This is a genomic window from Micromonospora sp. SYSU B005 (genome assembly GCF_055362685.1).
Genome location: NZ_JAXCFU010000009.1, coordinates 38069 through 63596 on the forward strand (window position 1 = coordinate 38069; position 25528 = coordinate 63596).

At 73.0% G+C, this 25528-nt stretch carries 29 protein-coding genes; 18 read left to right on the forward strand and 11 right to left on the reverse strand.

The window, feature by feature from the left end; all coding sequences use genetic code 11:
* Positions 1-57: 57 nt before the first annotated feature.
* Together SM452_RS20605 and SM452_RS20610 are read right to left on the reverse strand one after the other, a co-directional pair.
* Positions 58-666, reverse strand: a complete 609-nt coding sequence (locus tag SM452_RS20605; RefSeq protein WP_194798734.1) for a DUF1003 domain-containing protein — start codon at positions 664-666, stop codon at positions 58-60.
* Complete coding sequence (locus tag SM452_RS20610; protein WP_194798733.1) at positions 659-1945, reverse strand: magnesium transporter MgtE N-terminal domain-containing protein; 1287 nt, start codon at positions 1943-1945, stop codon at positions 659-661. The genes SM452_RS20605 and SM452_RS20610 overlap by 8 nt, the downstream gene beginning before the upstream one ends.
* A gap of 33 nt (positions 1946-1978) precedes the next feature.
* Between SM452_RS20610 and SM452_RS20615 the strand changes: the two genes are divergently transcribed.
* Positions 1979-2848 (forward strand): PhzF family phenazine biosynthesis protein, encoded by an 870-nt coding sequence (locus SM452_RS20615; protein WP_145823274.1) that lies wholly within the window; start codon positions 1979-1981, stop codon positions 2846-2848.
* Positions 2849-2858: 10 nt separating this feature from the next.
* The gene (locus tag SM452_RS20620; protein WP_262012666.1) at positions 2859-3392 is read left to right on the forward strand and encodes a hypothetical protein; all 534 of its coding nucleotides are present in this window, start codon (positions 2859-2861) and stop codon (positions 3390-3392) included.
* A 21-nt stretch (positions 3393-3413) separates the two neighbouring features.
* On the opposite strand, the gene SM452_RS20625 is transcribed toward SM452_RS20620, so the two are convergent.
* Positions 3414-4109, reverse strand: a complete 696-nt coding sequence (locus SM452_RS20625; RefSeq protein ID WP_402809455.1) for an HAD family hydrolase — start codon at positions 4107-4109, stop codon at positions 3414-3416.
* A 108-nt stretch (positions 4110-4217) separates the two neighbouring features.
* Here SM452_RS20625 and SM452_RS20630 point away from each other — a divergent pair, with 108 nt between their 5' ends.
* Positions 4218-5210, forward strand: coding sequence for a DMT family transporter (locus tag SM452_RS20630; protein ID WP_463840513.1), 993 nt, complete (start codon positions 4218-4220; stop codon positions 5208-5210).
* Between the two features lie 66 nt (positions 5211-5276).
* Positions 5277-7409, forward strand: coding sequence for an APC family permease (locus SM452_RS20635; RefSeq protein WP_463840514.1), 2133 nt, complete (start codon positions 5277-5279; stop codon positions 7407-7409).
* A 2-nt stretch (positions 7410-7411) separates the two neighbouring features.
* Here the strand turns inward: SM452_RS20635 and SM452_RS20640 are convergent, their stop codons facing one another.
* Together SM452_RS20640 and SM452_RS20645 are read right to left on the reverse strand one after the other, a co-directional pair.
* A complete protein-coding gene (locus tag SM452_RS20640; protein ID WP_262012662.1) occupies positions 7412-7699 on the reverse strand; it encodes a hypothetical protein in 288 nt (95 codons plus the stop codon).
* Positions 7700-7716: 17 nt separating this feature from the next.
* A complete protein-coding gene (locus tag SM452_RS20645; protein ID WP_269696076.1) occupies positions 7717-8541 on the reverse strand; it encodes an SDR family NAD(P)-dependent oxidoreductase in 825 nt (274 codons plus the stop codon).
* Positions 8542-8665: 124 nt separating this feature from the next.
* On the opposite strand from SM452_RS20645, the gene SM452_RS20650 reads away from it, so the two are divergent.
* On the forward strand, positions 8666-9622 hold the full coding sequence (locus SM452_RS20650; RefSeq protein WP_135243191.1) for an HpcH/HpaI aldolase/citrate lyase family protein: 957 nt from the start codon (positions 8666-8668) through the stop codon (positions 9620-9622).
* 43 nt (positions 9623-9665) lie between these two features.
* Here the strand turns inward: SM452_RS20650 and SM452_RS20655 are convergent, their stop codons facing one another.
* Positions 9666-10190: a DUF4190 domain-containing protein gene (locus SM452_RS20655; protein ID WP_355512524.1), complete on the reverse strand. Its 525-nt coding sequence runs from the start codon at positions 10188-10190 to the stop codon at positions 9666-9668.
* Positions 10191-10306: 116 nt separating this feature from the next.
* Between SM452_RS20655 and SM452_RS20660 the strand changes: the two genes are divergently transcribed.
* Positions 10307-11197, forward strand: a complete 891-nt coding sequence (locus tag SM452_RS20660; RefSeq protein WP_184977396.1) for an SDR family NAD(P)-dependent oxidoreductase — start codon at positions 10307-10309, stop codon at positions 11195-11197.
* Between the two features lie 4 nt (positions 11198-11201).
* On the opposite strand, the gene SM452_RS20665 is transcribed toward SM452_RS20660, so the two are convergent.
* The gene (locus tag SM452_RS20665; RefSeq protein ID WP_262012659.1) at positions 11202-11603 is read right to left on the reverse strand and encodes a DUF4190 domain-containing protein; all 402 of its coding nucleotides are present in this window, start codon (positions 11601-11603) and stop codon (positions 11202-11204) included.
* A 173-nt stretch (positions 11604-11776) separates the two neighbouring features.
* On the opposite strand from SM452_RS20665, the gene SM452_RS20670 reads away from it, so the two are divergent.
* Positions 11777-12973, forward strand: coding sequence for an acyl-CoA dehydrogenase family protein (locus tag SM452_RS20670; RefSeq protein ID WP_463840515.1), 1197 nt, complete (start codon positions 11777-11779; stop codon positions 12971-12973).
* A 3-nt stretch (positions 12974-12976) separates the two neighbouring features.
* Here SM452_RS20670 and SM452_RS20675 read toward each other — a convergent pair whose 3' ends face one another.
* From SM452_RS20675 to trxA, 4 genes are all read right to left on the reverse strand, one after another.
* A complete protein-coding gene (locus SM452_RS20675) occupies positions 12977-13723 on the reverse strand; it encodes a hypothetical protein (protein ID WP_262012658.1) in 747 nt (248 codons plus the stop codon).
* Positions 13724-13754: 31 nt separating this feature from the next.
* A complete protein-coding gene (locus SM452_RS20680; protein WP_357207784.1) occupies positions 13755-14177 on the reverse strand; it encodes a CoA-binding protein in 423 nt (140 codons plus the stop codon).
* Between the two features lie 37 nt (positions 14178-14214).
* Complete coding sequence (locus tag SM452_RS20685; protein WP_463840516.1) at positions 14215-16260, reverse strand: intein-containing Rv2578c family radical SAM protein; 2046 nt, start codon at positions 16258-16260, stop codon at positions 14215-14217.
* 107 nt (positions 16261-16367) lie between these two features.
* Positions 16368-16730, reverse strand: a complete 363-nt coding sequence (trxA, locus tag SM452_RS20690) for a thioredoxin (protein ID WP_135243197.1) — start codon at positions 16728-16730, stop codon at positions 16368-16370.
* Positions 16731-17277: 547 nt separating this feature from the next.
* On the opposite strand from trxA, the gene SM452_RS20695 reads away from it, so the two are divergent.
* The 11 genes from SM452_RS20695 to SM452_RS20745 all read left to right on the forward strand — a co-directional run bounded on the left by SM452_RS20695 (position 17278) and on the right by SM452_RS20745 (position 25525).
* Complete coding sequence (locus tag SM452_RS20695; RefSeq protein WP_013283894.1) at positions 17278-17793, forward strand: MaoC family dehydratase; 516 nt, start codon at positions 17278-17280, stop codon at positions 17791-17793.
* A gap of 95 nt (positions 17794-17888) precedes the next feature.
* Positions 17889-18380, forward strand: a complete 492-nt coding sequence (locus SM452_RS20700) for a hypothetical protein (protein ID WP_463840517.1) — start codon at positions 17889-17891, stop codon at positions 18378-18380.
* Positions 18381-18414: 34 nt separating this feature from the next.
* The gene (locus SM452_RS20705) at positions 18415-19038 is read left to right on the forward strand and encodes a TrmH family RNA methyltransferase (protein ID WP_194798715.1); all 624 of its coding nucleotides are present in this window, start codon (positions 18415-18417) and stop codon (positions 19036-19038) included.
* Positions 19039-19129: 91 nt separating this feature from the next.
* Positions 19130-19828: a DUF6758 family protein gene (locus tag SM452_RS20710; RefSeq protein ID WP_355512507.1), complete on the forward strand. Its 699-nt coding sequence runs from the start codon at positions 19130-19132 to the stop codon at positions 19826-19828.
* A 118-nt stretch (positions 19829-19946) separates the two neighbouring features.
* Positions 19947-20105, forward strand: coding sequence for a hypothetical protein (locus SM452_RS20715; protein WP_013283898.1), 159 nt, complete (start codon positions 19947-19949; stop codon positions 20103-20105).
* 6 nt (positions 20106-20111) lie between these two features.
* A complete protein-coding gene (locus SM452_RS20720; RefSeq protein ID WP_463840518.1) occupies positions 20112-20963 on the forward strand; it encodes a PH domain-containing protein in 852 nt (283 codons plus the stop codon).
* 93 nt (positions 20964-21056) lie between these two features.
* Positions 21057-21770 carry a SigE family RNA polymerase sigma factor gene (locus SM452_RS20725; protein WP_463840519.1) on the forward strand — a complete coding sequence of 238 codons (714 nt, stop codon included), beginning with the start codon at positions 21057-21059 and terminating at the stop codon, positions 21768-21770.
* A 56-nt stretch (positions 21771-21826) separates the two neighbouring features.
* Positions 21827-23044 (forward strand): TolB-like translocation protein, encoded by a 1218-nt coding sequence (locus SM452_RS20730; RefSeq protein ID WP_463840520.1) that lies wholly within the window; start codon positions 21827-21829, stop codon positions 23042-23044.
* A gap of 10 nt (positions 23045-23054) precedes the next feature.
* Positions 23055-23921, forward strand: coding sequence for a PHP domain-containing protein (locus tag SM452_RS20735; protein ID WP_194798711.1), 867 nt, complete (start codon positions 23055-23057; stop codon positions 23919-23921).
* 31 nt (positions 23922-23952) lie between these two features.
* Complete coding sequence (locus SM452_RS20740; RefSeq protein WP_013283903.1) at positions 23953-24567, forward strand: MarC family protein; 615 nt, start codon at positions 23953-23955, stop codon at positions 24565-24567.
* A 124-nt stretch (positions 24568-24691) separates the two neighbouring features.
* The gene (locus SM452_RS20745; protein WP_262012763.1) at positions 24692-25525 is read left to right on the forward strand and encodes a RecB family exonuclease; all 834 of its coding nucleotides are present in this window, start codon (positions 24692-24694) and stop codon (positions 25523-25525) included.
* The last annotated feature ends 3 nt before the right edge of the window (positions 25526-25528 follow it).

Below are 25528 nucleotides of genomic sequence, written 5' to 3' on the forward strand. Positions count from 1 at the left end.
GCGGGTCATCGGCCACCGCCGCTGGCGGGGGCGGTGTGAGCGATTCGATGGCCGCGGTCAGCCCTCGTAGCGGCCGTCCCGCGCGTAGTCGCCGTCAAGATCGTCCCGGGGTTCGTCCAGCGGCTCGCCGCCGCCCGTCCGGCGGCCCTCCCGCTCCTGCTGCCGCCGCTCCAGCTTGCGCCGCCGCTCGGCCGCCTCGTCCAGCTCCTCACCCAGCCGGGTCAGCTCCGAGCGCAGGAAGTCCCGCGTCGCCACCTCACCCATCGCGATCCGCAGCGCGGCGATCTCCCGGGCCAGGTACTCCGTGTCGGCCTTCTGCAGCGTGGCCCGCCGCCGGTCCTCGTCCAGCGCGATCCGGTCCCGGTCCGCCTGCCGGTTCTGCGCGAGCAGGATCAGCGGCGCCGCGTACGACGCCTGCAGGGAGAGGATCAAGGTCAGGAACGTGAAGGTGTACGGGTCGAAGCGCAGATTCGCCGGCGCCAGCGTGTTCCACAGGAACCAGGCCACCAGGATCAGCGTCATGTAGACGAGGAAGTTCGCCGTACCCATGCCCCGGGCGATGCCCTCGGCCCAGCGGCCGAACGTCTCCGCGTCGATCCGCGGCAGGTGCAGGCTCCGCGGGGCGCGCGGCTGGTCGAGCCGGTCGCCGCGTCGCTGATCACTCATCGTCGCCGTCCAGGGTGCCGTCGTCGGTGGCGGACGAGGGGGAGGCCGCGTCCCGGTCCCGCCAGTCGCGCGGCAGGGAGTGGTCCAGCACGTCGTCCACTGTCACCGCGCCGACCAGCCGGTTGTTCCGGTCCACCACCGGCATCCCGACCATGTCGTACGTGGCCATCCGGCGGGTGATCTCGGGCAGCGGCGTCGACGTGCGCAGCGGGTCGATGTCGTTCACCACGATGCCGCCGAGCAGGTCGGCCGGCGGTTCGCGGAGCAACCGCTGGAAATGCACCATACCCAGGTAGCGGCCGGTCGGCGTGGTCAGCGGAGCACGGGCCACGAAGACCTGTGCCGCCACCGCGGGGGACAGCTGAGCCTCCCGGATCCGGGCCAGCGCCTCGGCCACCGTGGCGTCCGGCGGCAGGATCACCGGCTCCGAGGTCATCACGCTGCCGGCGGTGCCGGAGGCGTAGCGCAGCAACTGGCGTACCGGGTCGGCCTCGTCCGGCTCCATCAGGTCCAGCAGCACGTCCTGCTCCGGCGGGGGCAGCTCGTTCAGCAGGTCGGCCGCGTCGTCCGGCTCCATCTCCTCCAGCACGTCGGCGGCGCGCTGACGGTCCAGCGCGGCCAGGATCTCCACCTGGTCGCGCTCGGGCAGCTCGCTCAGCACGTCGGCGAGGCGTTCGTCGTCGAGCGCGGCGGCCACCTCGTTGCGCCGGGCGTCGGGCAGATCCTGGAGGGCGTTCGCCAGGTCGGCCGGGCGCATGTCCTCCAGGACGGCGAGCAGGTTCGCCGTACCCCGGTTGTCGCCGACCGCGCCCAGCCCGCGGACCCGGTCCCAGTCGACCTGGTGGAGGTGGCCGCGGCGGGTGAGCCGGCCGGTGTGCTCGCGCACGGCGACGCGGCTCAGCGCCCACTCGCCGCCGCGGCTGGACTCCATCGCCACGTCCACCACCGAGCCGGCCTGCCCGCTGTCGAGCTGGACCCGGCGGTCCAGGAGCTCCTGGAGCACCAGCAGCTCGTTCGGGCGCTTCTCGAACCGGCGCAGGTTGAGCGTGCCGCTGCCGAGCACCACCGCGTCCGTGTCGATGGAGGTGATCCGGTTGATGGACAGGAAGATGCGCCGCCGCATCGGCATCTCGGCGACCAGACCGACCACCTCCGGCGGTCGCTGGGTCGCCCGCATCCGGGCCACCGCGTCGCGGACGCGGCCGACCTGGTCGCCGTTGGGGTCGAAAACGGCGACTCCGGCGAGTCGAGCGAGGTAGACCCGGTTCGGCGTGCTCACGGCCACCAGCCTAAGGGCCTAGTCTCTAACAACATGTCGACCTTGGGCTACGAGATCGTGGACGTCTTCACCGACCGCCCGTTCGCCGGCAACCCGCTGGCCGTGGTGTTCGGCGCGGAAGGGCTGGCCACCGAGCAGATGCAGGCGCTCGCGCTGGAGTTCAACCTGTCCGAGACGGTCTTCGTGCTGCCGCCGACGCAGGTGGGCGCCACCTACCGGGCCCGGATCTTCACCCCGGCCGACGAGCTGCCCTTCGCCGGGCACCCGAGCGTCGGCGCGGCGGTGACCGCGAGCCGGCGCGGCGTCTTCGGCGCCGGCCGGATCACCCAGGAGTGCGGCGCCGGCGTCCTGCCGATCGAGGTGACAGCCACCGGCGCGACGCTCACCGGCGGCACGCCCACGCTCGGCCCGGAACTCGACCCGGAGCCGCTGCTGGAGATGGTCGGCCTCACCGGCCCCGACCACGTCGGCCCGCCACCGCGGGTCGCCGGGTGCGGCCTCGAATTCCCCTACCTTCCGGTACGCCCGGACGCGGTGGCCCGGGCACGGTTGAACACGACGGCGGCGCAGCGGTACGGAGTGGAGCACGTCAGCCTCTTCTCCTGGGAGCCCGGTTCGCAAACCGCGCACGCCCGGGTCTTCGTGCCGGGGCTCGGCGTACCGGAGGACCCGGCGACCGGCTCGGCCGCCCTGGGACTGGGCGTGTGGCTGGTCGCCAGCGGCCTGCTGCCCGGCGAGGGCCGCGCGGAGTACACCGTCCGGCAGGGCATCGAGATCAACCGCCCGTCGACGCTCGCCTGCACGGTGACCGCGTCCGGCGGGCTGGCCGTGGGCGCGACCGTCTCCGGCCAGGTCATGCCGGTGGCCCGAGGCGAGATCACCGTCCCCCCGTTCATCGGCTGACCCGCGGGGGATGGGGCAGGATGGCGGGGTGAGTGACGAGGTGGACGAGCGGGTGACGCCGCCGCTCGTGGACGAGGCGGTGAAGAAGGCCGCGGTCTGCTGGGTGAGCACCGCCGGCGGCCCGGCGTACGCGCTGTGGTGCCTGCCGGTGGAGGGCACCCTGCTCGTGGTCACCGGCCCCGGCGAGCAGACCGCGCCCGGGCTGGCCGACAGCGACACGGCCGACGTGACGCTGCGCGGCGACCACGGCGGGCGGATCGTCACCTGGCCGGCGCGGGTGACCCGGCTGCGACCCGGCACCGAGGAGTGGGACACCGTCGCGCCGCTGGTCGCGGCGAAGCGGCTCAACGCCTCCGGCTCCGCCGCCGAACTGGTGGAGCGGTGGGCGGCGCAGGGGTGCGCGCTCAACCGGCTCGCGCCCGCCGGCACCCCGGTGACCGGCGCCGACCTGCCGGACGGCTCGCTGAGTGAGCAGCCCCGACCGGCCCCTGTGGTGCGGGCCGTCCGCAAGCCGTTCCGCCTGCACCGCGTCCGCCGCCGCTGACGCCGGGTCCGATGGGCCGGGTCAGGCGACGGGGACCGGGGCGAGCAGGTCGAGCACGTCCGTCAGTGAGGTCAGCGACGGCCCGTCGAAGCCGTGGTCGGCGTTCAGGACCACGTGGTCGGCGAGATCCGGCGCGGCCAGCCGGACCGCGCTCAGCCCCGCCCGCTCCGCGCCGGTCAGCTCCTCGCTGTCGCCGTCCCCGACGTAGAGGCAGTCGGCCGGGGACTGGCCGAGCCGGTAACACGCGGCCAGGTACAGCGCCGGGTCCGGTTTGCAGCGTCCGAGGCGTACCGAGAAGACCTGCGCGTCGAGCAGCGGCGCGACGGCGAGCTGCGGCAGGAACGCCGGCAGTTCGTGCGTGCAGTCGCTGACCAGCCCGGTGCGGACGCCCCGGTGGCGCAACGCGGCCAGCACCGGCACGGCCTCCGCGCGCAGCCGGGTGTCGGCGCGTACGGCCCGGTGCCGGGTGGCGACGGCGGCGCGCACGGTCTCGTCGGACGGGTGGACGCCGAGCCGGGCGCACACCCAGCGCATCGTCGACTCGGCGTTCCCGAAGGAGCCGCTGGCCCGTTCGTAGAAGCTGCTGTCCAGCACCTCCACCAGGGCCTCGGTGGAGCAGCCGAGCATGTCGGCGGTGGCGCGGTGGGCGGCTCCGCGCCGTACGCCGTGAGTCAGGGTGCCGAAGAAGTCGAACAGCACCGCCTGGAATCGGAGCATGAGGGAACGCCTCCGGACGTCGAGGGGGAGGATCGCCGGGACGCGCATGATCGTAACGGAGTGCTGACGTTCCGTGTCGGTCGGGTGCCCGTGTGAGGATTACCGTTCGTGCCCACCGTTCCGCATCGCCCGCCGCTCGACGCGCTGACGGTCGGCGCGCTCGCCCTGGCCGTCGCCTCGGTCTCGTCCTCGGCGCCGCTCGTGGCGTTCGCCGCCGCGTCGGCGCTGGCGGTGGCGTTCTGGCGTACCGCGTTGTCGGCGGCGGTCCTCGGCCCGGTCGCGTTGATCCGAAAACGCGCCGAACTCCGCGCGCTGACCGTCGGGCCGGGCCGGCGCGAGGGGCTCTACTGCGTACTCTCCGGGGTCGCCCTTGCCGCCCACTTCGCCACCTGGATGCCGAGCGCGCAGCTCACCTCGGTGGCGGCCGCGACCGCGCTCGGCGCGACGCAGCCGGTGTGGCAGGGGTTGATCGCCCGCGGGCAGGGGCGGCGGCTGCCGAGGGCGGTGTGGGCCGGCATCGGGGTGGCGGTGCTCGGCGCGGTGCTCGCCACCGGCGCCGATTTCGGCGTCTCCGGCCGGGCGTTCGCCGGTGACCTGCTCGCCGTGGTCGGCGGCCTGTTCGCGGCCGTCTACACCGCGTTCGGCGAGCGGGCCCGGGCCAGCATCAGCACCACCACCTACACCACCGTCTGCTACGGCGTCTGCGCGGCGATCCTGCTCGTGGTGTGCCTGGTCGGAGGGGTACGCCTGCACGGCTTCGACGGCCCGACCTGGCTGGCGATCCTCGGCCTGGTGGCGGGCGCCCAACTGCTCGGCCACTCGATGTTCAACTACGCCCTGCACCGGGTCTCGGCGACCACTGTGAGCGTGCTGATCCTGCTGGAGGCGCCCGGCGCGGCGCTGATCGGCTGGGTGTGGCTGGGGCAGTTGCCCCGGCCGCTGGCGCTGCCGGGCCTGGCGCTCCTGCTGGCCGGCGTGGCGGTGGTGGTGCTCGGCGGGGCGCGGGCCGGTCGCCGTGCCGCGCCGGTCGCGGCCCCCGCCGACCCGACCCCGCTCGGCGACGCAGCGCCGGCGCGGCGACCCGGCACCCCGCTCGACTGAGCCGGTCGGGGCGAAGTCGCGCCGTTCCGGCCACCGGGCCGTCCGGTTTGCACGAAAGTGCTCAGAGTGGGGGCGGACCGGGACGACGCGGCGGAGACGGGCACCGTCGTCACGCCCTCGGCCGAGTTCCCGCCGCTCGGCGACGAGGAACGCGCGGCGCTCGGCCGGATCGGCGAGCGCTGGCGCGGCCCGCGCCGCGCCGACGACCTGCCGGTCGACCCGACGCTGGGACGGCACGACCACCACCCGGCGCCGACCCGGTTCGGGCGGCTGGCGCCGATCGACATGTTCACCGTGGCGCAGCCGGACGAGCTGGTCGCCACCGGTGCGGCCGACCTGCCCGGCGACCGGACCGGCCGGGCCGCCGCCCGGACCCGCCGGGCGCTGCTCGGGCCGCCGCTGTCCAGCGCGTCGGTGCTGTACGAGCGGATGCGCAAACTCGTAGCGCTGCCGGTGCTCTCGTCGGACCTGCTCAGTTCCGTGGCGTACGGGCCGGAGGCGATGCTCGCGGTGCTGGTGCTGGCCGGGAGCGCCGCGCTCGGATTGGCCCTGCCGCTCGCCGCCGTACTGGTGCTGCTGATGATCGCCGTCGGCCTCTCCTACCGGCAGACCATCCCGGCCTACCCGCACGGTGCCGGCTCGTACATCGTCGCGGGGGACAACCTCGGGCGTACGCCGGGCCTCGCCGCCGCGGCCGGGCTGATGCTCGACTACGTGCTGACCGTGTCCGTGTCGGTGGCGGCCGGGGTGCACGCGGTCACCTCGGCGCTACCAGGGCTCGATCCGTGGGCGGTGCCGCTCGGGGTGCTGGTGATCGTCGTGCTGCTCGCCGGGAACCTGCGCGGCGTACGCACCGCGGGGAACATCTTCGTGCTGCCCACGTACGCGTTCGTGGTGGTGCTTGTCGCGGTGCTGGCGATCGGGTACGCGAAGGCCGCCTCGCGGGGTTTCGCGCCGCTGCCGCCGCCCTCGGTGCCCGCAGCCGAGGGCCTGGGCCTGCTGCTGGTGCTGCGGGCCTTCTCCTCCGGGGCGGTGTCGATGACCGGCATCGAGGCGGTCTCCAACGCGGTGCCCGCGTTCCGCCCGACCGAGTGGCGCAACGCCCGCACCACGCTCGGCTGGATGGTCGCCATGCTGGTGACGCTGTTCGCGGGCCTGATCGGGCTGATCCACCTCGACGGACTGGTGCCCCGGGCGGACGAGACGCTGCTGTCCCAGCTCGGCCGGGTCACGTTCCCGAGCGGACCCTGGTACGCGATCCTCCAGGCCACCACCGCGCTGATCCTGCTGCTCGCCGCGAACACGGCGTTCAACGACTTCCCCCGGCTGCTGTTCTTCATGGCCCGGGACGGGCACGCGCCGCGCCGTTTCCTGCACATGGGCGACCGGCTGGCGTTCAGCAACGGGCTGGTGGCGCTGGCGCTGACCGCAGCGGTCGTGTTCGTCGCGTTCGGCGGGCACACCGAGCGGCTGATCCCGCTCTACGCGGTGGGCGTCTTCCTCGCCTTCACGCTGTCCCAGACCGGGATGGTGGTGCACTGGCGCCGCCGCCGGGGGCCGGGGTGGCGGCGCCGCCTCGCGCTCAACGCGGTCGGCGCGGCGCTGTCCGGGCTGGTGCTGCTGACCGCGGCGGTCGCCAAGTTCACCGAGGGCGCCTGGGTGGTGGTGCTCGCCGTGCCGCTGCTGGTGCTGCTGTTCCGCCGGATCCACAGGCACTACGACCGGCTGCACCGCGCGCTGGCACTGCATCCGCCGCCGTCCGCGCCACCCGCCGAGTGCGACGAACTGCCCCAGCAGGTACGCCACCTGGTGATCGTGCCGGTGGCCCGGCTGAACCGGGCGTCGCTGCGCGCGCTGGCGTACGCGACGTCACTCGGGCGGCCCACGCTCGCCGTGCACCTCGCTCCCGAGGAGGCCGAGGCGGACCGGTTCCGGGAACAGTGGCGGGCCTGGGGAGACCACCTGCGGCTGGAGACGATCGTGTCGCCGTACCGGTCGGTGATCGGGCCGCTGGCGCACTACCTGGAGGCGCTGCACGCCGCGAACCCGGACCTGACGCTCACCGTGATCGTGCCGGAGGTGGTGCTGCGCCGGCGGCGGTACCGGCTGCTGCACAGCCGCGCCGAGCAGCGGCTACGGGCGGCGTTGCGCGCGCTGCCCGGCGTGGTGGTCACGAGCGTCCCGGTGCACGTGTCGTGACCTCAGACGTCGCGTACCTCAAGCACCCGGGTGGCGGGCGCGGCGTCGCCCAGCTCGGTGCGCAACGCGACGCGCTCCGGGTCGACAAGGAACGCGTCCAGCCCGGCGCGGGCGGCGAACCGGATGACGTGCACCTCGGTCTCCCCGTCGCCGGTACGCAGCCGCCGTTCCAACTCGCCGCCGTGCCGGCCGAGCAGCGCCAGCACCGCGTCCTCGTAGCGCCGCCCGGCGTCCACGTCGGCGCTCAGGTCGACGAGCGCGACCAGCAGGACCTCTTGCTCCGTGGTCATGTGTCCCCTCGGTGTCGTCAGGCGTCGAGCCCGACCGCCTTCGCGCTGGCCGTCCAGAGCCGTGCGGCCAGCGCCGGATCGGCCGCCTTGGGTCGGGGCCGGTGCGGCTTGCGGTCGGCGTAGTAGCCGCCGTCGGTCAGCCGGGACGGATCCTGGCAGGCCAGCCACACCAGCGTCTCCGCACCCTTCTCCGGGCTGCGGAACGGCAGCAGCCGCATGCCGAGCGCCACGATCCGGCTCTCGTTGCCGAAGCGGGTCCGCACCACGCCGGGGTGGAACGCGTGCGCCGGCACCTCCGGCCAGCGCCGCGCGGCCTCGGCGGTGAACAGGATGTTCGCCTGCTTGCTGGTGCCGTACGCGCGGAACGGCCGGTACGAGCGCAGCGCGGAATTGAGGTCGTCCGGGTCCAGTACGCCGCTGCGGTGCGCGTCCGAGGCGGTGACCACCATCCGCCCGATCCGGTCTCGCAGCAGGTTGCTGAGCAGGAACGGGGCGAGGTGGTTGGCCTGCATGCTCAGCTCGAAACCGTCGACCGTGGTGATCGGCTCCAGCACGATCGCGCCCGCGTTGTTGGCGAGCACGTCGATCCGGTCGTACCGCTCGCGCAGCCGTTCGGCGAGCCCGCGTACGTCGTCGAGCACCGCGAAGTCGGCGCGGAACAGCTCCGGCTGCTCGCCGCAGCACTCGCGGACCCGCTCGCCCGCGGCGCGCAGCCGGGCCGGGTCGCGGCCGACCAGCACCACCTGGTCACCGCGGCGCGCCAGCTCCTCGGCGGCGGCCAGGCCGATGCCGGAGCTGGCCCCGGTCAGCACGACGATCCGACGCTCAGTGAGATCTTCCACAGGTCCATTCACCCCGGTCACGGCACGAGGTTACCGTGGCGTCACCACGCCCTTTGGGATCGTTAAGTTCTCGAAATCCACCGCTGCGCCGGCACCCGCGCCGGACGCTGGAAGGAGCGCATCCATGACCGCTGTCGGTCGTCCCCGCCGATCCTGCCTGGCGGTGCCCGGCTCCAGCGTCAAAATGCTCGGCAAGGCCCAGGGCCTTCCCGCCGACCAGGTCTTCCTGGACCTGGAGGACGCGGTCGCCCCGCTCGCCAAGCCGGACGCGCGCAAGAACATCGTGGCCGCGCTGAACGAGGGCGACTGGACGGGCAAGACCCGCGTGGTCCGGGTGAACGACCTGACCACGCCGTGGACCTACCGGGACGTCATCGAGGTGGTCGAGGGCGCCGGGGCGAACCTGGACTGCATCATGCTGCCGAAGGTGCAGAACGCCGAGCAGGTGCACTGGCTGGACCTGCTGCTCACCCAGATCGAGAAGACGCTCGGCCTGGAAGTGGGCCGGATCGGCATCGAGGCGCAGATCGAGAACGCGGCCGGGCTGGTGAACGTGGACGCCATCGCCGGCGCCTCGCCCCGGGTCGAGACGATCATCTTCGGCCCGGCCGACTTCATGGCCTCGATCAACATGAAGTCGCTCGTGGTCGGCGCGCTGATCCCGGACTACCCGGGCGACCCGTACCACTACATCCTGATGCGCATCCTGATGGCCGCGCGGATGCACGACAAGCAGGCCATCGACGGCCCGTTCCTGCAGATCCGGGACGTGGACGCGTTCCGCGAGGTGGCGAAGCGCTCGGCGGCGCTGGGCTTCGACGGCAAGTGGGTGCTGCACCCCGGCCAGATCGACGCCGCGAACGAGGTCTACTCCCCGGCACAGGCCGACTACGACCACGCCGAGCTGATCCTCGACGCGTACGACTACTACACCTCGGAGGCCGGCGGGAAGCTCGGCGCGGTGATGCTCGGCGACGAGATGATCGACGAGGCGTCCCGCAAGATGGCGCTGGTGATCGCCGCGAAGGGCCGCGCCGCCGGCATGTCCCGCACGTCCACGTTCACGCCGCCCGCGTCCTGACCGCGCGCCGGGCCGCCTCCACGCCGGGGGCGGCCCGATCGCGTCAGTAACTGCTGCTCGTGCTGCTGGCGCCGATCGCGATCACGATCATCACGATGTAGAAGATGATGAAGGCGACCAGCAGGGCGGTCAGGATCCAGCCGACGATGATGGCGGCCTTCGCCATGCCCTCGCCCTGCTCACCGGTCTCCCGGATCTGCTTACGGGCGACGTGGCCCATGATCGCGCCGATCGGTGCGGTGATGCACGAGGTGAAGCCGACGAGCGACAGCACCAGCGCCACGATGGCGAGTGTGTTCGTGCGGGACGCCGGCATCGCATAACCGGGATAGGCGCCGGGCGGGGGATAGGCACCCGGATAGCCGGGCATCGGCGCCGCGTACTGCTCGCCGCCGGGCGGGGCGTAGGGCGACTTCGCGCCCGCGTACGGGTCCGCGACCGGCGCGTACGGGTCGGCCTGCGCGTACGGGTCGGCCGGGCCCGGCTGACTCGGCACGCCCGGCGGGCTCGACTGCTGCCCGGCCGCCAAGGGATCCTGCCAGCCACCGGACGGTGGGGGATAGGTCATCTGATCATCTCCAGGTACGTGGTCGCGCTCAGGGTAGCCATCCCATGCGCGACACGGACGCCCCCTTTCCGGCCACCGCGTTGCCCGTGGGGTCGGCACCGGGCAGGATCCTCGGCATGGCACTTGACGCGCGTGGGGGTCGGTCGCGACGGGACATGAGCCGGCCGGGGTCGGTGCGGCGCCCGCGCGCCGGCGAGCCGGTCGGCGCCGCCGACTCCGAACGGCCGGCGCCGCTGCCGGAACCGGCCACCATGCGCCTGGACGGCCGGGTCGCGCTGGTGACCGGCGCGGGCAGCCCGGACGGCATCGGGTACGCGACCGCGCGCCGGCTGTCCGACCTGGGCGCCCGGGTGGCGATCGTGTCCACCACGAGGCGCATCCACGAACGCGCGGGCGAGCTGGGCGTCACCGGTTTCGTCGCGGACCTCACCGACGAGTCGGAGGTGGGCGCGCTCGCCGACGCGGTGGCCGAGCAGCTCGGCGACGTCGAGGTGCTGGTGAACAACGCGGGCCTGGCGAGCCGGGCCAGCCCGGAGGTGCTGCGGCCGGTGGCGCAGCTGACGTACGACGAGTGGCGCGGCGAGATCGACCGCAACCTGACCACCGCGTTCCTGTGCAGCCGCGCGTTCATCGGCGGCATGGCCGAGCGGGGCTGGGGCCGGATCGTCAACCTGGCCGCCACCGCCGGGCCGGTGAACGCGCTGCCCACCGAGGCGGCCTACGCGGCGGCCAAGGCCGGCGTGGTCGGGCTGACCCGGGCGCTGGCGATGGAGATGATCGCCGACGGGGTGACTGTGAACGCGGTCGCGCCGGGCATCATCCACACCGCGGCGTCCACCATGGCCGAGATCAAGCAGGGCCTCGGTACGCCGGTCGGTCGTCCCGGCACGCCGGACGAGGTGGCCGCGGCGATCGCGTTCCTCTGCTCGCCGGCCGCGTCGTACATCACCGGGCAGATGCTTGTGGTCGACGGTGGCAACAGCGTCCGGGAGGCGCAGTTCCGCTGAGGCGTCAGTAGGTGCTGTTGTCGGAGTTGGCCCAGATCGCCAGCCCGATCCAGCCGCAGCAGACCAGCAGGCCGATCGCGGTGAAGATGTAGCTGAGAACCAGGCCCCAGGTGGCGAGCTGGTCGCCATCCTCGCCGGTCTGCCGGATCTGCCGCTTGGCCAGGTGGCCGCAGACGATGCCGGCGGGCGCGAAGACGAACGCGAAGACGAGCGACAGGATGGCGAGCACGTTCGTGCCACGGGGTCCCGGCCCCTGGCCGGGTGGCCCGTACTGGCCGTAGGGCGGCTGCGGGGCGTACGGGGGCTGGTGGCCGTACTGCGGGTGCTGCTGGCCGTACTGCGGCTGCCCGTACGGCTGGCCGTGCGACGGCGGCTCGTACGGCGACGGTGGCTGCTCGTCTGTCACAAGCGCCCCTTCCCCTCAGGTCAACGGCCCTCTTACTTGCGGACGCTACCCGTAGCGGTGAACCTTTTCACAGCGGTTGTGTGGACTGGTCACCTTGGCGCGGCCGGTCCCGGGGCCGATACTGACCGAGCGTTCAGTTACCCATGAGTAAGGCGCCGACCCCGGAGGCTGAGATGGCCCGACTCGCCCAGACACCCGGACTGACCGACGTGCAGCGGTCGATCCTGGAAACCGTCCGGGAGTTCGCCGACAAGGAGATCATCCCGCACGCGCAGCGGCTGGAGCACGCCGACGAGTACCCGGGCGACATCCTCGACGGCATGCGCGAGATGGGGCTGTTCGGCCTCACCATCGACGAGGAGTACGGCGGCCTGGGCGAGTCCCTGCTGACCTACGCGCTGGTGGTCGAGGAGCTGTCCCGGGGCTGGATGTCGATCTCCGGCATCGTCAACACCCACTTCATCGTGGCGTACCTGATCTCGCAGCACGGCTCCGCCGAGCAGAAGGCCCGGCTGCTGCCCCGCATGGCCACCGGCGAGGTGCGCGGCGCGTTCTCGATGTCGGAGCCCGAGTGCGGCTCCGACGTCTCGGCGATCAAGTCGAAGGCCGTGCGCGACGGCGACAACTACGTCCTCAACGGCCAGAAGATGTGGCTCACCAACGGGGCGTACTCCTCGGTGGTCGCCACCCTGGTCAAGACCGACACCGGAGCCGACTCGGTCTACGGCAACATGAGCACCTTCCTGCTGGAGAAGGAGCCCGGCTTCGGCGAGACCGCGCCCGGCCTCACCATCCCCGGCAAGATCGACAAAATGGGCTACAAGGGCGTCGAGACCACCGAGATGGTGCTCGACGGCGTCACGGTGCCCGCCTCCGCCGTCCTCGGCGGCGAGGAGAAGGTCGGCCGCGGCTTCTACCAGATGATGGACGGCATCGAGGTCGGCCGGGTCAACGTCGCCGCCCGCGCCTGCGGCATCTCGATCCGGGCGTTCGAACTGGCCGTCGCGTACGCCCAGCAGCGCCACACCTTCGGCCAGCCGCTCGCCAAGCACCAGGCCGTCGCGTTCAAGCTCGCCGAGATGGGTACGAAGATCGAGGCCGCGCACGCGCTCATGGTCAACGCGGCCCGGCTCAAGGACGCCGGCCAGCGCAACGACGTCGAGGCGGGCATGGCGAAGCTGCTCGCGTCCGAGTACTGTGCCGAGGTGGTCCAGGAGGCGTTCCGGATCCACGGCGGCTACGGCTACTCCAAGGAGTACGAGATCGAGCGCCTGATGCGCGAGGCGCCGTTCCTGCTGATCGGCGAGGGCACCTCGGAGATCCAGAAGACGATCATCTCGCGCGGCCTGCTCAAGCAGTACAAGCAGTAAGGATCACCGTTCCGCCACGCCGGAGGCCGGTTCCGGGGGAGCCACCGGCAACCCCACCGCCAGCGTCTCCGGCGTGGTCCGGAACCGCTCGATCGCGGCGATCAGCCGCTCGTCCGGCACGGCCAGGTCGCGCCCGCCGATCAGCGGCCGGGGCAGCCGTTCCGGTTCCAGGCGGAGGTGCACACCGCCGCCACGCTCGCCGGACCGCTGCGCGCCACGGATCCCGGACCACGGATACCAGTCCCCGTCGTACCGGAGTCCGCCGCCGGTCAACGCCAGCCGGCCGGTGAACCGCACCTCGCTGTGGACGACCCAGCCCAGGCCGAGGGCCACGGCGCCCAGCACCAGCGGTCGCCACGGCTCGACCTGCGGCCAGCGCTCGGTCAGGAACGAGAACCCGCCGAGCACCACCACGAGGCCGAGCGCCACGTCCGCGGTCAGCCCCAGCCATCCCGCCGCCGACCGCCGGGCCATCAGCCCCGGTTCGGCGCCGTGCGGCCCGGCTACCCGGGGTCGCCAGACCAGCCGGCCGGTCCGCCGTGGCCGCCAGTACCGCTGCGCCAGGTGCACCAGGCCCACCAGCCACACCGTGCCACGAATCGCGCTGAGGTCCGACGGGTCCAGCGCGAGGAGAACCCGGCCGCTCACCGCGGCCGCCGCCGCACCGGCCAGGAGCGCGAGCAGCCTGCGGGACCAGAGCCCGTCGCGGCCGGGCACCGCCGCAGCCGCCATCGGGCCGGGACCGGACATGCCCGAAGGGTACGCGCCGCGTGCCGCGTCGTCAGGCTGACGTGCCGCCGGATGTACGGGTCAGGCCGGCGGCGGCCCGCTCGACGATGAGGCACTTGTCCTCGACGTAGTCGAGGCCGGCCTCCTCGGCGATCCGGCGCGCCTCGTCCGAGTAGATCCCGAGCTGCAACCACACCGCCGGGGCACCGATCGCCACCGCCTGCCGGACCACGTCGACCGCGTCGCGGGCCGGGCGGAACACGTCGACCAGGTCGACCGGGTGCGGGATGTCGGCGAGCGTCGGGTACGCCTTCTCGCCGAACAACTCGTCCACTGTCGGGTTGACCGGGATGATCCGCCAGCCGTGCCGTTGCATCTCCAGCGGTACACGGTGCGCGGCCTTGCCCGGGTCACGGGAGGCGCCCACGACGGCGATCACGGCGGAGTCGGCGAGGATCTGCTGAGCGGAACGCATCCCCCGAGACTAGCCCCGCCGGTGCGGGTTCTCCCCGCTAGAGCAGGGAGAGCTGTTCGGCGGCCGGTGCGGGCGGCGGGGTCTCGGGCAGCCGCCTGTTGTCGCCGGTCTCGCCGCGGTGCAGCCCGTGCCGGCGTGCCGCCATCCGCACCCGCGCTGTCACCTCCCGCTGGTACGCCTGCGGCGCGTACGAGCCGGCCTGGTAGAGCTGCCGATAGCGGGGCACCAGGTGGGGGAACTCCCGGGCCAGCCAGCGGGCGTACCACTCCCGGGCGCCGGGCCGCAGGTGCAGCGGCAGCGGCGTCACGCCGGCCGCGCCGGAGGCGGCGATTGCCGCGACCGTGGCGTCGATGGACTCCTCGTCGTCGCTGAGGCCGGGCAGGATCGGCGCCATCAGCACGCCGACGGAGAAGCCGGCGTCGGTGAGGGTGCGGACCGCGTCGAGGCGGCGGCGCGGGCTCGGCGTACCGGGCTCGGCCGCCCGCCAGAGCGCCTCGTCGACGAACCCCACCGAGTACGACACCCCCACCCGGGTCACCTCGGCGGCCTGGCGCAGCAGCGGCAGGTCGCGCAGCAGCAGCGTGCCCTTGGTCAGGATGGAGAACGGGTTCGCGAAGTCCCGCAGCGCCTCGATGATCGGCGGCATCAGGCGGTAGCGGCCCTCGGCCCGCTGGTAACAGTCCACGTTGGTGCCCATGGCGACGTGCGCGCCGCGCCAGCGTGGGGCGGCCAGCTCGCGGCGGACCAGCTCGCCCGCGTTGACCTTGACGATTACCTTGCGGTCGAAGTCGGCGCCCGGGTCCAGGTCGAGGTAGGTGTGGGTGTTGCGGGCGAAGCAGTTGTGGCTGACCACGCCGTTGGCGATGAAGTCGCCGGTGCCGGTGGTGATGTCCCACAGCGGAAGCTCCAGGCCGAGGTCTTCGACGGCGGTCACCTGGAGTCGCGCCGCGCACTTGAGCGCCATGCCCTCGATCGAGCGCCGGGCGGTGACGGCCGGGTCGGTGAGGTGGAAGAAGCGCAGCCGCTCCGGCAGCCCGCCGGTCAGCCGGAGCTGACGCGCCGCACCCGGTGCGCCCGGCACGTCGAGCGCCCACCGGAAGCCGAACCGGTCCAGCGCGCCGGCCGCGCGGGCCCGGCTCTCGTCGTCGGCGACGCTGATCCGGAACACGCCCCGATGGCAGGTGCCGACGGCGTCGAACATGCCGGCCAGGTAGCCCAGTGCCCAGTCGTCCGTCGCTTCGTCGGGTGGCGTGAACAGCCCGGTGACGACGTCGGCCGGGCCGGCTGTGCGTACCACTGTGGTCGTCGCCCGGCGGCCCACCCGGGCGACGGTGGCCCGCTCGATGGTGACGCCCGCGTCGGTCAGGTAGTGCTCGGCCCGGTCCAGCGCCTCCGCCTCGGCGGTGGCCAGCCGGAACCGGGTGTCGCGCCGGTGACCGGCGGGGTCGTCGTCGCGGACCAGGGCGTGCAGGTAGCCCCGGCGGTAGTCGGCCGAGCGCTTCGGCGCCACCACGAACCCGCCGGTGCCGAGCAGACGGTTGCGGGTGGTCAGGTGCGGACGGCGTCCGCCGCCGCGCATGGTCCCGGTGACGTGCTTCCAGCCGCGTTCGGTGAGGAACCGGTGGTCGCCGCTGGCGACGAGCGTGGTGCCGTCGGCCAGGGTGATCCGGTAGGCCCGCTTCACCGTCGACCACTTGTCGAGCACCGTGGTGACGACGTAGTGGCGGTAGGCGCCGCTGCGCCGGGTGCCGTAGATCCGGTCGCCGGGCTCCAGCTCGCTGATCGCCCTGGTGCGGCCGTCGGCCATCAGGATCGGTGTGTCGCCGCCCAGGCAGTAGACGCAGGCGTGCGAGCAGCCCCGGTAGGGGTTGATCGTCCACTCGAACGGCACGCGTGACTGGCCGGGCACCCGGTTGATGATCGACTTGGCGTGGACCTCGTAGAAGGTCATGCCGGCGAAGTCGGGGGTGTCGAACGTGCGGGTTACGGCGCCGGGCAGCGCCAGCGGCAGGGGTGGAGCCGCCGGCGCCGCCCGATCGGGAGTCCCCTCGTCCGGGGGAGCGGAGAGGTTGTCCCAGCGCATGGAGTCATTCGAACACGTGTTCGAACATTGCGCAAGCGAGCCGTGCCGGCGCGGGGCACGCCGCCGGCCGGCACCCCGTAGGGCGCCGGCCGGCGGCGTGCGGAACGTCAGTGGTTGTGCTCGGCCAGCTTCTTGCGGACGTCGTCCATGTCCAGCGCCTGGACCTGCTCGATGAGGTTCTCCAGCGCGGACTCCGGCAGCGCGCCCGGCTGGGCGAAGACGATCACACCGTCACGGATCGCCATGATCGTCGGGATGGAGCTGATGTTGAACTTGGCCGCCAGCTCCTGCTGCGCCTCGGTGTCGACCTTGCCGAAGGCGATCTCCGGGTGCTTCTCCGAGGAGCGCTCGTAGACCGGGGCGAAGCGCTTGCACGGGCCGCACCAGTCCGCCCAGAAGTCGAGCAGGACGATCCCGTCGCGCCCGGTCACCTCGTCAAAGTTGGCCGTGGTCAGCTCAACCGTTGCCATTTGCTCTCTCCGATCACCGCGGATTGTCGTACGTCCGGTGGAACCAGGGTCAGTCCGTCCGAATTCCCGTCGCGCGGGTGACGAAACGCTGAGCGCCCGGACGGTGACCCTGGGCACATCGAACACCATCTGTTCGCTCCGTTCGTGCGGAACGCAAATGCACGCCGCACTTGCGTGACGGGACGTGATGGGAGCGTTTCCAAGGAGATCACGCTCAGTTGCGGCTACGTATCAGTAACTTTGGGCTTGACGAGCATCTATCCGGCCTGCGGAGATCGCTTACCGACCTCGTGTCGGTTACTTTGAGTAGTGTTACGAAAAGATAAATGTGACCTCCGTCTCTGTCGGCGACGGGTGGTCGTACGGCAGAATTCTTCGCATCAGAGCGTGGGCGGCGGGTGCCGGGGAGGGCCCCGCCGCTCATTGCGTCCGGACCTCGGTGGCCCCCGGTGTGACATTTCCGCCGGGCTAGCGCCCCGCCCCTCGCCTTAACAAGCGATAAGGCATGCTGTGCCGAACTCCATCGCCGCCCGTGAAGGGGACAAGGATGCAGTTCGGCCGCTACTACGAGGAGTTCGAGGTCGGCGCGGTCTACCGGCACTGGCCGGGCAAGACGGTCACCGAGTACGACGACCACCTCTTCTGCCTGCTCACCATGAACCACCATCCGCTGCACATGGACGCGCACTACGCCGAGTCCGCCTCGCAGTTCAAGCGCAACGTGGTGGTCGGCAACTACATCTACTCGCTGCTGCTGGGCATGTCCGTACCGGACGTCAGCGGCAAGGCGATCGCCAACCTGGAGATCGAGTCGCTGCGGCACGTCGCGCCGACGTTCCACGGCGACACCATCTACGGCGAGACGACGGTGCTGGACAAGCGGGAGTCGGCCTCGAAGCCCGACCGCGGCGTGGTCGCGGTCGAGACCCGCGGCTACAACCAGGACGGCACGCTCGTCTGCGTGTTCCGCCGCAAGGTCATGGTCCCCAAGAAGGAGTACGCGGCAGCCGCCGTCCCGGACGGCGTCGACCCGGAGCGTCCCAGCTTCCCCGAGCCGCGCTGACCTCGCGTTCCGTCCGGCACCGGGCCTCGTTCTCCGTTCGGCGGGGACGGGGCCCGGACCTCGTCCGGGGGCTTATGCTCGGGCTGGAGGTGCCCATGAGCCACTCCGTAGCCGGAGAGCCGCCTTCCGCCGGTCGCCGCGCCGCACCGCTCACCACCGCCGCCTACTCCGCGGCGGAGTGGGACCTGCTGACCGACCTGCCGGGCCGCGTCCTCGTCGCCGCCGCCGCACCCGGCCCCGGCCGGCCGCCGCGCGGCGTCGCCGCCGGCCTGGCCGGCCTGGACGCGGTGGCCGCCGGCCGGGCCTTCGACAGCGATCTCGTCCGCGCCGTGGTGGCCGCCATCTACGCCCGCCACGACGGCGTCACCGAGCGGGACGAGCGCCTGACCGACATGGTCGACCTGCTGGCCGCCGCCCGGGCGACGGTACGGGTGCTGCGCCGCCGGGCGGATCCGGCCGACTCGGCGGCGTACCGGCAGTGGGTGGAGTCGGTCGCCGCCCGGGTGTGCCGGGCCGCGCAGACCACGCCGAGCCCCGCCGACACGCGCTTCCTCGACCGGCTGGGCGGCGCGCTCGACCTGCGCTGACCGGGGACGCCGCCGGGCCGTACCCTCGGCAACCGTGACCGACGACCAGCTCGACGTGGGTGTGGGGCCGTGGCCCGGTGACCCGCCGGACGACCCGCGCTACGACCCGGAGCTGCTCACCGCCGGGGATCGGCGCAACGTGGTGGACCGCTACCGCTACTGGCGGCGCGAGGCCGTGGTGGCCGACCTGGACCGGCGCCGGCACGACTTCCACGTGGCGATCGAGAACTGGCAGCACGACTTCAACATCGGCACCGTGGTCCGCAACGCCAACGCCTTCCTCGCCGCCGAGGTGCACATCGTCGGGCGGCGGCGGTGGAACCGGCGGGGCGCCATGGTGACCGACCGCTACCAGCACGTCCGGCACCACGCGACGATCGAGGAGTTCGTCGCGTGGGCGCGCGACGAGCGGTTGCCGGTGGTCGGGATCGACAACCTGCCCGGCTCCCGGCCGATGGAGACCGCGGTGCTGCCGCGTCGCTGCGTGCTCCTGTTCGGCCAGGAGGGGCCGGGACTGTCGGCGGTGGCCCGATCGGCCTGCGACGCGCTGTTCTCCATCGCCCAGTACGGCTCGACCCGGTCCATCAACGCGGGGGTGGCCAGCGGCATCGCCATGCACGCCTGGATCCGGTCGTACGCCGGGCCGCCGCCGGACTGAACCCGCGCGTGGGTCCACCGCCGGACGGAAATCCCACGCTCGTCGGCCCGCCCCGCTTGACGCCCCGCGGGTCCGGGGTGACGGTGAGGGTGTGACTGTCGCGGTGAGTTGTCCGAAGTGCGCGGGCCCGGTGCGCGAGCCGGATCTGATGCACGCCGAGCACCGGTGCGTGCGCTGCGGCCCGGTCGCGCCACTGCACGTACCGGAGCACATCAGCGCCGAGATCATGGCCAGCGTGGTGGAGCGGATGGCCGCCGACCCCGACCCGACGGGCCGGCTGCGGATGCCGCTGTGGTGCCCGTGGCCGCTCCCGCCGGGCTGGACGCTCACCGGCGTGGCCTGGGCGGGCGACGACCGGGCGGGCGTACGGGCCACGCTCGTCGCCTGCGCCGGACCGGCCCCCCTGGACGGTGGGCCGGCCGACCTGATCTTCGTCGCCGAGGAACCCGGCGTAGGTCTCGGATCCCGCTTCGCGGGACTGCCCGGACCCGACCCCGGCCCACAGGTGGAGGAGGCGCTCACCGATCCCGGCCCTGGTCATCCCGAGCGGCTGCCGCACGCGAAGATCCGGGTGGGCGGCCATCCGACTCCACTGTGGCTCGTCCGCTCCGAAACGGATCGAAGCGCGTACGCCGGCGAGGCTCGGGGAATGTGGCTCCATGCGATAGCCTGGCCGGCGAGTGCGGGTCACCTCCTCGCGGAAGAAGTCGTATTGCACGACCTCACCGAGTGGACACCGCCCGAACTCGTGTACGGCGCACCGTCTCCGTACCTGCACGGGCGGGCCTGACCGGCTCGCCACGGCGAGTCGGGGAGCGGACGCAGATATTCACGGTAAGACACCATGCTGATACTCTGGGTGCCGCTGCGGTAAACGGACCCGGCGCCGCGCGAGAGGATGGCCCGCTATGGTCAAGAAGGTCCTCACCTGGGCCGGCATCGCATTCTTGATCTTCTTTGTTGCGTACCGGCCCAACTCCGCCGCCGACGTCTTCAAGTCTCTCGGCGGCGGCATCATGGACATCGCGCAGGGCTTCGGCGACTTCTTCACCAACCTCGTCGCCTAGCCGCCCATGGGAAGCCCCTCCGGTCCACCCTTCGACCCGGACGACCCCGACCGGGCACGCCGGGAGCGCGACACCGAGCCGATCCCCCGGATCGACCCGGACGACCCGGCCGGTTACGGCCCCGGCCCGTACGCGGACGCGGACGACGCCGGCTACGGCAGCGCGTACACCGGCGAGGGGCGGTCCGGCCGGGCCTGGGCACGTGACCCGGACGGCTTCCCGGACCAGCCGATCTCCGAGGACGAGCTGGCCGGGCTGCGGTCCGACGCCACCGGCATGGCACCCCGCCGGGTGCTGCCGCTGGAGGACGAGCCCAGCTCGCTCGTGGCCCGTTACCTCTTCCCCACCGAGCGCTACCGGGGCGAGTGGAAGCGGCACTGGATCCACCTCACCACCCCGATCATCGTCGGCGTGGCGGCCACGTTCGTGCTCGGCTACCTCTCCGGCTTCCTCGCCGGGCGGGACGTCGGCGCGTTGACCACAGTCGCCGTGCTGCTCTGGTTCGCCGTGATGGGCTGGGTCGCGTGGAAGGTCGCCGACTGGTGGTACGACCGGTTCATCCTGACCAACAAGCGGGTGATGGTCGTCAACGGCATCATCACCCGGCAGGTCGCGATGATGCCGCTCACCCGGGTCACCGACATGAAGTACGAGCAGAGCCCGACCGGCCGTGCCCTCAACTACGGCACGTTCGTGCTGGAGTCCGCCGGTCAGGAACAGGCACTCCGGGTGATCAAGAACCTGCCCAACCCGAACGAGCTCTACCTGCGTGTGGTCGAGGAGATGTACGAGCCGCAGGCGGTCGAGGCGCGGCTGGGCAAGGAGGCCGACGAGGCCAAGGCCGACGACGGAGCCTGAAACTTTTCGTCCGAACATCGGATGAACTGCACACCTTCCGCCATCGACCCGGGCGACCCGGCCGTGGCATCCTGCCAGGCAGGACGGGGGGAGATGAGTGTGGTGGTGAGCAGAGATCCGCTGGAGGAGGAGTTCCGCGAATTCGTCGCGGCCCGGTCCGGCGCACTGCTGCGCACCGCCTACCTGCTCGCCGGTGACTGGGCCACCGCCGAGGATCTGCTCCAGACCGCGCTGACGAAGACCTACCTGGCCTGGAAGCGGCTCGGCGGGATCGAGGCCATCGAGCCGTACGCCCGCCGGGTCATGGTCAACACGTCCACCAGCTGGTGGCGGCGCCGCTGGCACGGCGAGCGCCCCACCGAGGTGCTGCCGGAGCGCGCCGGTGTCGACGAGATCGAGCAGCAACTCGACCGGGACGCGCTCTGGCGGCACCTCCAGGCGCTGCCGGCCCGGCAGCGGGCGGTGCTGGTGCTGCGCTTCTACGAGGACATGTCCGAGGCGCAGACCGCCGCGCTGCTGGAGATCTCCCCGGGCACCGTCAAGAGCCAGACCTCCCGGGCGCTCAACACGCTGCGCCGCCGGCTCGGCTCCCAGGCGGCCCTGGGCCTGCCCGCGCCCGCCGACGCGCCCGCGGCGAAACCGTCGGCCCCGGCCGCGCCCGCCGCGGGCGGCCGGTCCGTTCCGCCGGCCCAGGGCACCGAGCCGGCCCGTACCCCGGCGCGGCAGCCCGCCGCCCGGGTGCCGCGACCGGCCCCACCCGCGGCTCCGGTCCGCCCCGCCGTCCCGATCCCGGCGAAGAGCCGATGAGCGGCACCCGGCAGCACGGTGACAACCGGACGGGCAGCCCGGAGCGTCCATTCCCCGTGAGCGACGACGAGCTGGAGCGGGCGCTGCGGGAGACCCTGTCCCGCCGCGTCGAGACGTCCCGCCCGCTGCCCGTCGACCCGGCCGGGGAGATCCTGCGCCGGGCGCGGCGCACGGGCCGGCGGCGTACGCTCACCGGCCTGGCCCTGGCCGGCGTCGCCACCGTGTTCGTCACCACCGGGGTGGCCCAGTTCAGCGCGTCGGGCGGCGACGGCGGCACGGCCACAGTGGTGCTCGGCGACCCGCCCGTCCTCTTCCCGTCCCCGGAGCCCTCCGGGCCGTCCTCGATCACCCGCTTCGGGCCGGTCCGCGCCGAACTCGACCTGCTCGTCGGTGACCGGCTGGACACCAGCGGCGGCGAACGGCGGCAGCTGACCGGCGTGAGCGGCGTCGAACGGGCGCAGCGGATCCACGAGCAGGAGGGTTGGCTGCTCACCTCGGCGGCCACCGTCGCCGGCCGTACCCTCTGGTGGGTGCCGGTCGGTGGCACCGCGCCGCAGGTCATGCTCGCCGCCGCGGACGCGGTGGCGGTCTCCCCGGACGGACGCCAGGTCGCCTGGCGGGACGGCACGGATCTGATCGCCGCCGGTGTGGTCGCCGGCCAGCTCATCGCGCCGGTCCGGATCGCCGCGCCGGAAGGCGCCGTGCCGGTCGGCTTCACCGGCGACGCGGTGCTGATCCAGCAGCCCGGCGACGGCGGGATGAGCGTCTGGAACCGCGCGCTGGGCGGGCAGCCGGGCCCGGTGAACCCGGACGTCCGCACCGTCTACGGCACCCGGCCCGACGGCCGGGTGGTCGGCCTGGTCGCCGCCGGGCGGGACGAGGAGCACTGCCTGGCCCTGCTCGACCCGGCCCGCGACCTCGCCCCGGTGCGTACCGGATGCGGTCTGAAGCTTGCCACCGACGGACTCGGCGCCGTCTCCTTCGACGGCCGGTGGCTGCTCGCCAACGGCACGTCGCGCACCGCACTCCTGGTCGACCTGCGCGACCCGGCCAGCCCGGTCACCCACCCGGCCGGCCCGCTGCTGGCCGGCGGCGTGTCCTGGACGCGGGCCGGGGTGGCGCTGCACGTGGACGCGACCGGCGGGCTGGTCCGGGTCAAGCCCGAGCGGGTGCTGGCCGGTGACCGGCCCACTGCCTCGAAGGTCGAGGGGCTGGCGCCGGAGGACCGCCCGGTGGTGGTGGCCGACGTCCCCACGGTGCCGGACGGGGCGTAGCGTCGGGCGGGTGAGCGTCCCCGCCCGCATCGACCTGCACACCCACTCCACCGCCAGCGACGGCACCCTGACCCCCGCCGAGTTGGTCCGGGCCGCCGCCGACGCCGGGCTCGACGTGGTGGCACTCACCGACCACGACACCACCGCCGGCTGGGCTCCCGCCGTCGCCGCGCTGCCGCCCGGGCTCACCCTGATCCGCGGCGCGGAGATCTCCTGCCGGTGGTTCGGCGCCGAACCGGCGATCCCGCTGCACCTGCTCGCGTACCTGTTCGACCCGGCCGAGCCGCACCTGGCCGCGGAACTGGCCCGGGTCCGCCGGGCCCGCGAGGAACGCGGGGAGCGCATCGTCCGGCTGCTCCAGGCCGACGGCATCCCGGTGAGCTGGACGGAGATCCTGACCGGCGCGGGCGGCGGCACCGTCGGCCGCCCGCACATCGCGCAGGCGCTGATCCGGGCCGGTCTGGTCGCCACCACCACCGAGGCGTTCGGGCCGGACTGGCTCGGCGAGCGGTACCGGCTGCCCAAGGACGACATCGAGGTGTTCCAGGCGGTGGCGCTGGTGCGGGCGGCCGGCGGCGTGCCCGTCTTCGCCCACCCCAAGGCCAGCCGGCGCGGCCGGATCGTGCCGGACGAGCTGATCGCGGACCTGGCCGCGGCCGGCCTGGCCGGGCTGGAGGCCGACCACGAGGACCACGACCGGGCCGAGCGGGAGCACGTCCGCGGGCTCGCCGCCGACCTGGGACTGCTGGTCACCGGATCGTCCGACTTCCACGGCACGCACAAGACCGTGCGGCTCGGCGCGCACACCACAGGGCCCGAGGCGTACGAGCGGATCGTCGCGCTGGCCCGCGGGGTGACCCCTGTCGCTTCGAGCTGAAGCGATCCGACGGCACGGCTACCGTGTCCGCGTGGATCTCAAGCTCTTCGGCGAGGTCTTCGTGACCCTGCTGGTGATCGTCGACCCGCCCGGAATGATGCCCATCTTCCTCGCGCTGACCGGGCCGCTGCCCGCGCGCGACCGGAACCGGGCCGCCTGGCAGGCCGTGGCGCTGGCGCTCGGGGTCATCGTGATCTTCGCGGTGGCGGGGCAGACGATCCTGGCCTACCTGCACGTCGACCTGCCCGCCCTCCAGGCGGCGGGCGGCCTGCTGCTGATCCTGGTCGCGCTGGAGCTGCTGACCGGCAAGGCGGACGACCCGAGCAACCAGGTCACCTCCAACATCGCGCTGGTACCCCTCGGCACCCCGCTGCTGGCCGGGCCGGGCGCCATCGTGGCGACCATGCTGTTCGTGCAGCAGGCCGGCGGCGCCGTCGACTACCTCGCCATCGGGCTCGCCATCGTCGCGGTGATGGTGACCGTGTGGGTGGTGCTGCGCTTCTCCGGCGGGATCGTCAAGGTGCTGCGCCCCGGCGGCATCGAGGTGCTGACCCGGATCGCCGGCCTGCTGCTGGCCGCCATCGCCGTGCAGCTCATCGCCGACGCGATCGCCGCGTTCGTGACCCAGTACCTCAACAACGCCTGAGCGGGCTCGTCCGGTGTCGTACCCGGATGGCAGGATTCTCCGGGTGCGACGACAGTCAGCAGCCAGTGGCTCCCGGGCTCCCCGACCCCGCGCCGAGCAGTCCGAGCAGCTCGGCTTCGAGGGCATGCCGGAGCGCCTGTTCGTCTGCACACCGAGCAAACTCGGCGCGTACGCGGACTGTCCCCGCCGCTACCGCTATGCCTACGTGGACCGGCCCGCGCCGCCCAAGGGCCCGCCGTGGGCGCACAACTCGCTCGGAGCGAGCGTCCACACCGCGCTGAAGAACTGGTACGCGCTGGCCCCCGACCGCCGCCGCCCCGAGGTGCTCGGCACGCTGCTCAAGGGCACCTGGGTCCGCGAGGGCTACCGCGACGACGAGCAGGAGCGCGACGCCTTCCGGCGGGCGCTGACGTGGCTGGAGAGCTACGTGGCGGGCCTCGACCCGGCCGACGAGCCGGTCGGCGTGGAACGGGTGGTCGCGGTCAAGACCGCGGTGCTCGCGTTCAACGGCCGCACCGACCGGATCGACTCGCGTCCCGGTCCGGACGGGCGGCCCGAGCTGGTCATCGTCGACTACAAGACCGGCCGCACCGGCCTCGACACCGACGACGCGCGCGGCTCGCAGGCGCTCGCGCTCTACGCGTACGCGGCCGAGCGGGTGTTCCGCAAGCCGTGCCGCCGGGTCGAGCTGCACCACCTGCCCACCGGCACCGTCGCCGCCCACGAGCACACGCCGGAGTCCCTGCACCGGCAGCTCACCCGCGCCGAGGACACCGCCCGCGACATCATGGCCGCCGAGCGCGCGGTGGCCGACGGCACCGACCCCGACGCGGCGTTCCCGGCCGAGCCGGGTCCGCGGTGCGGCTGGTGCGACTACCGGCGTACCTGCCCGACCGGCGCGCAAACCCCGGGCAAGGAGCCCTGGTCCGCGGTCGAGCGGTTCGCCGACCCGGAGTGAGTG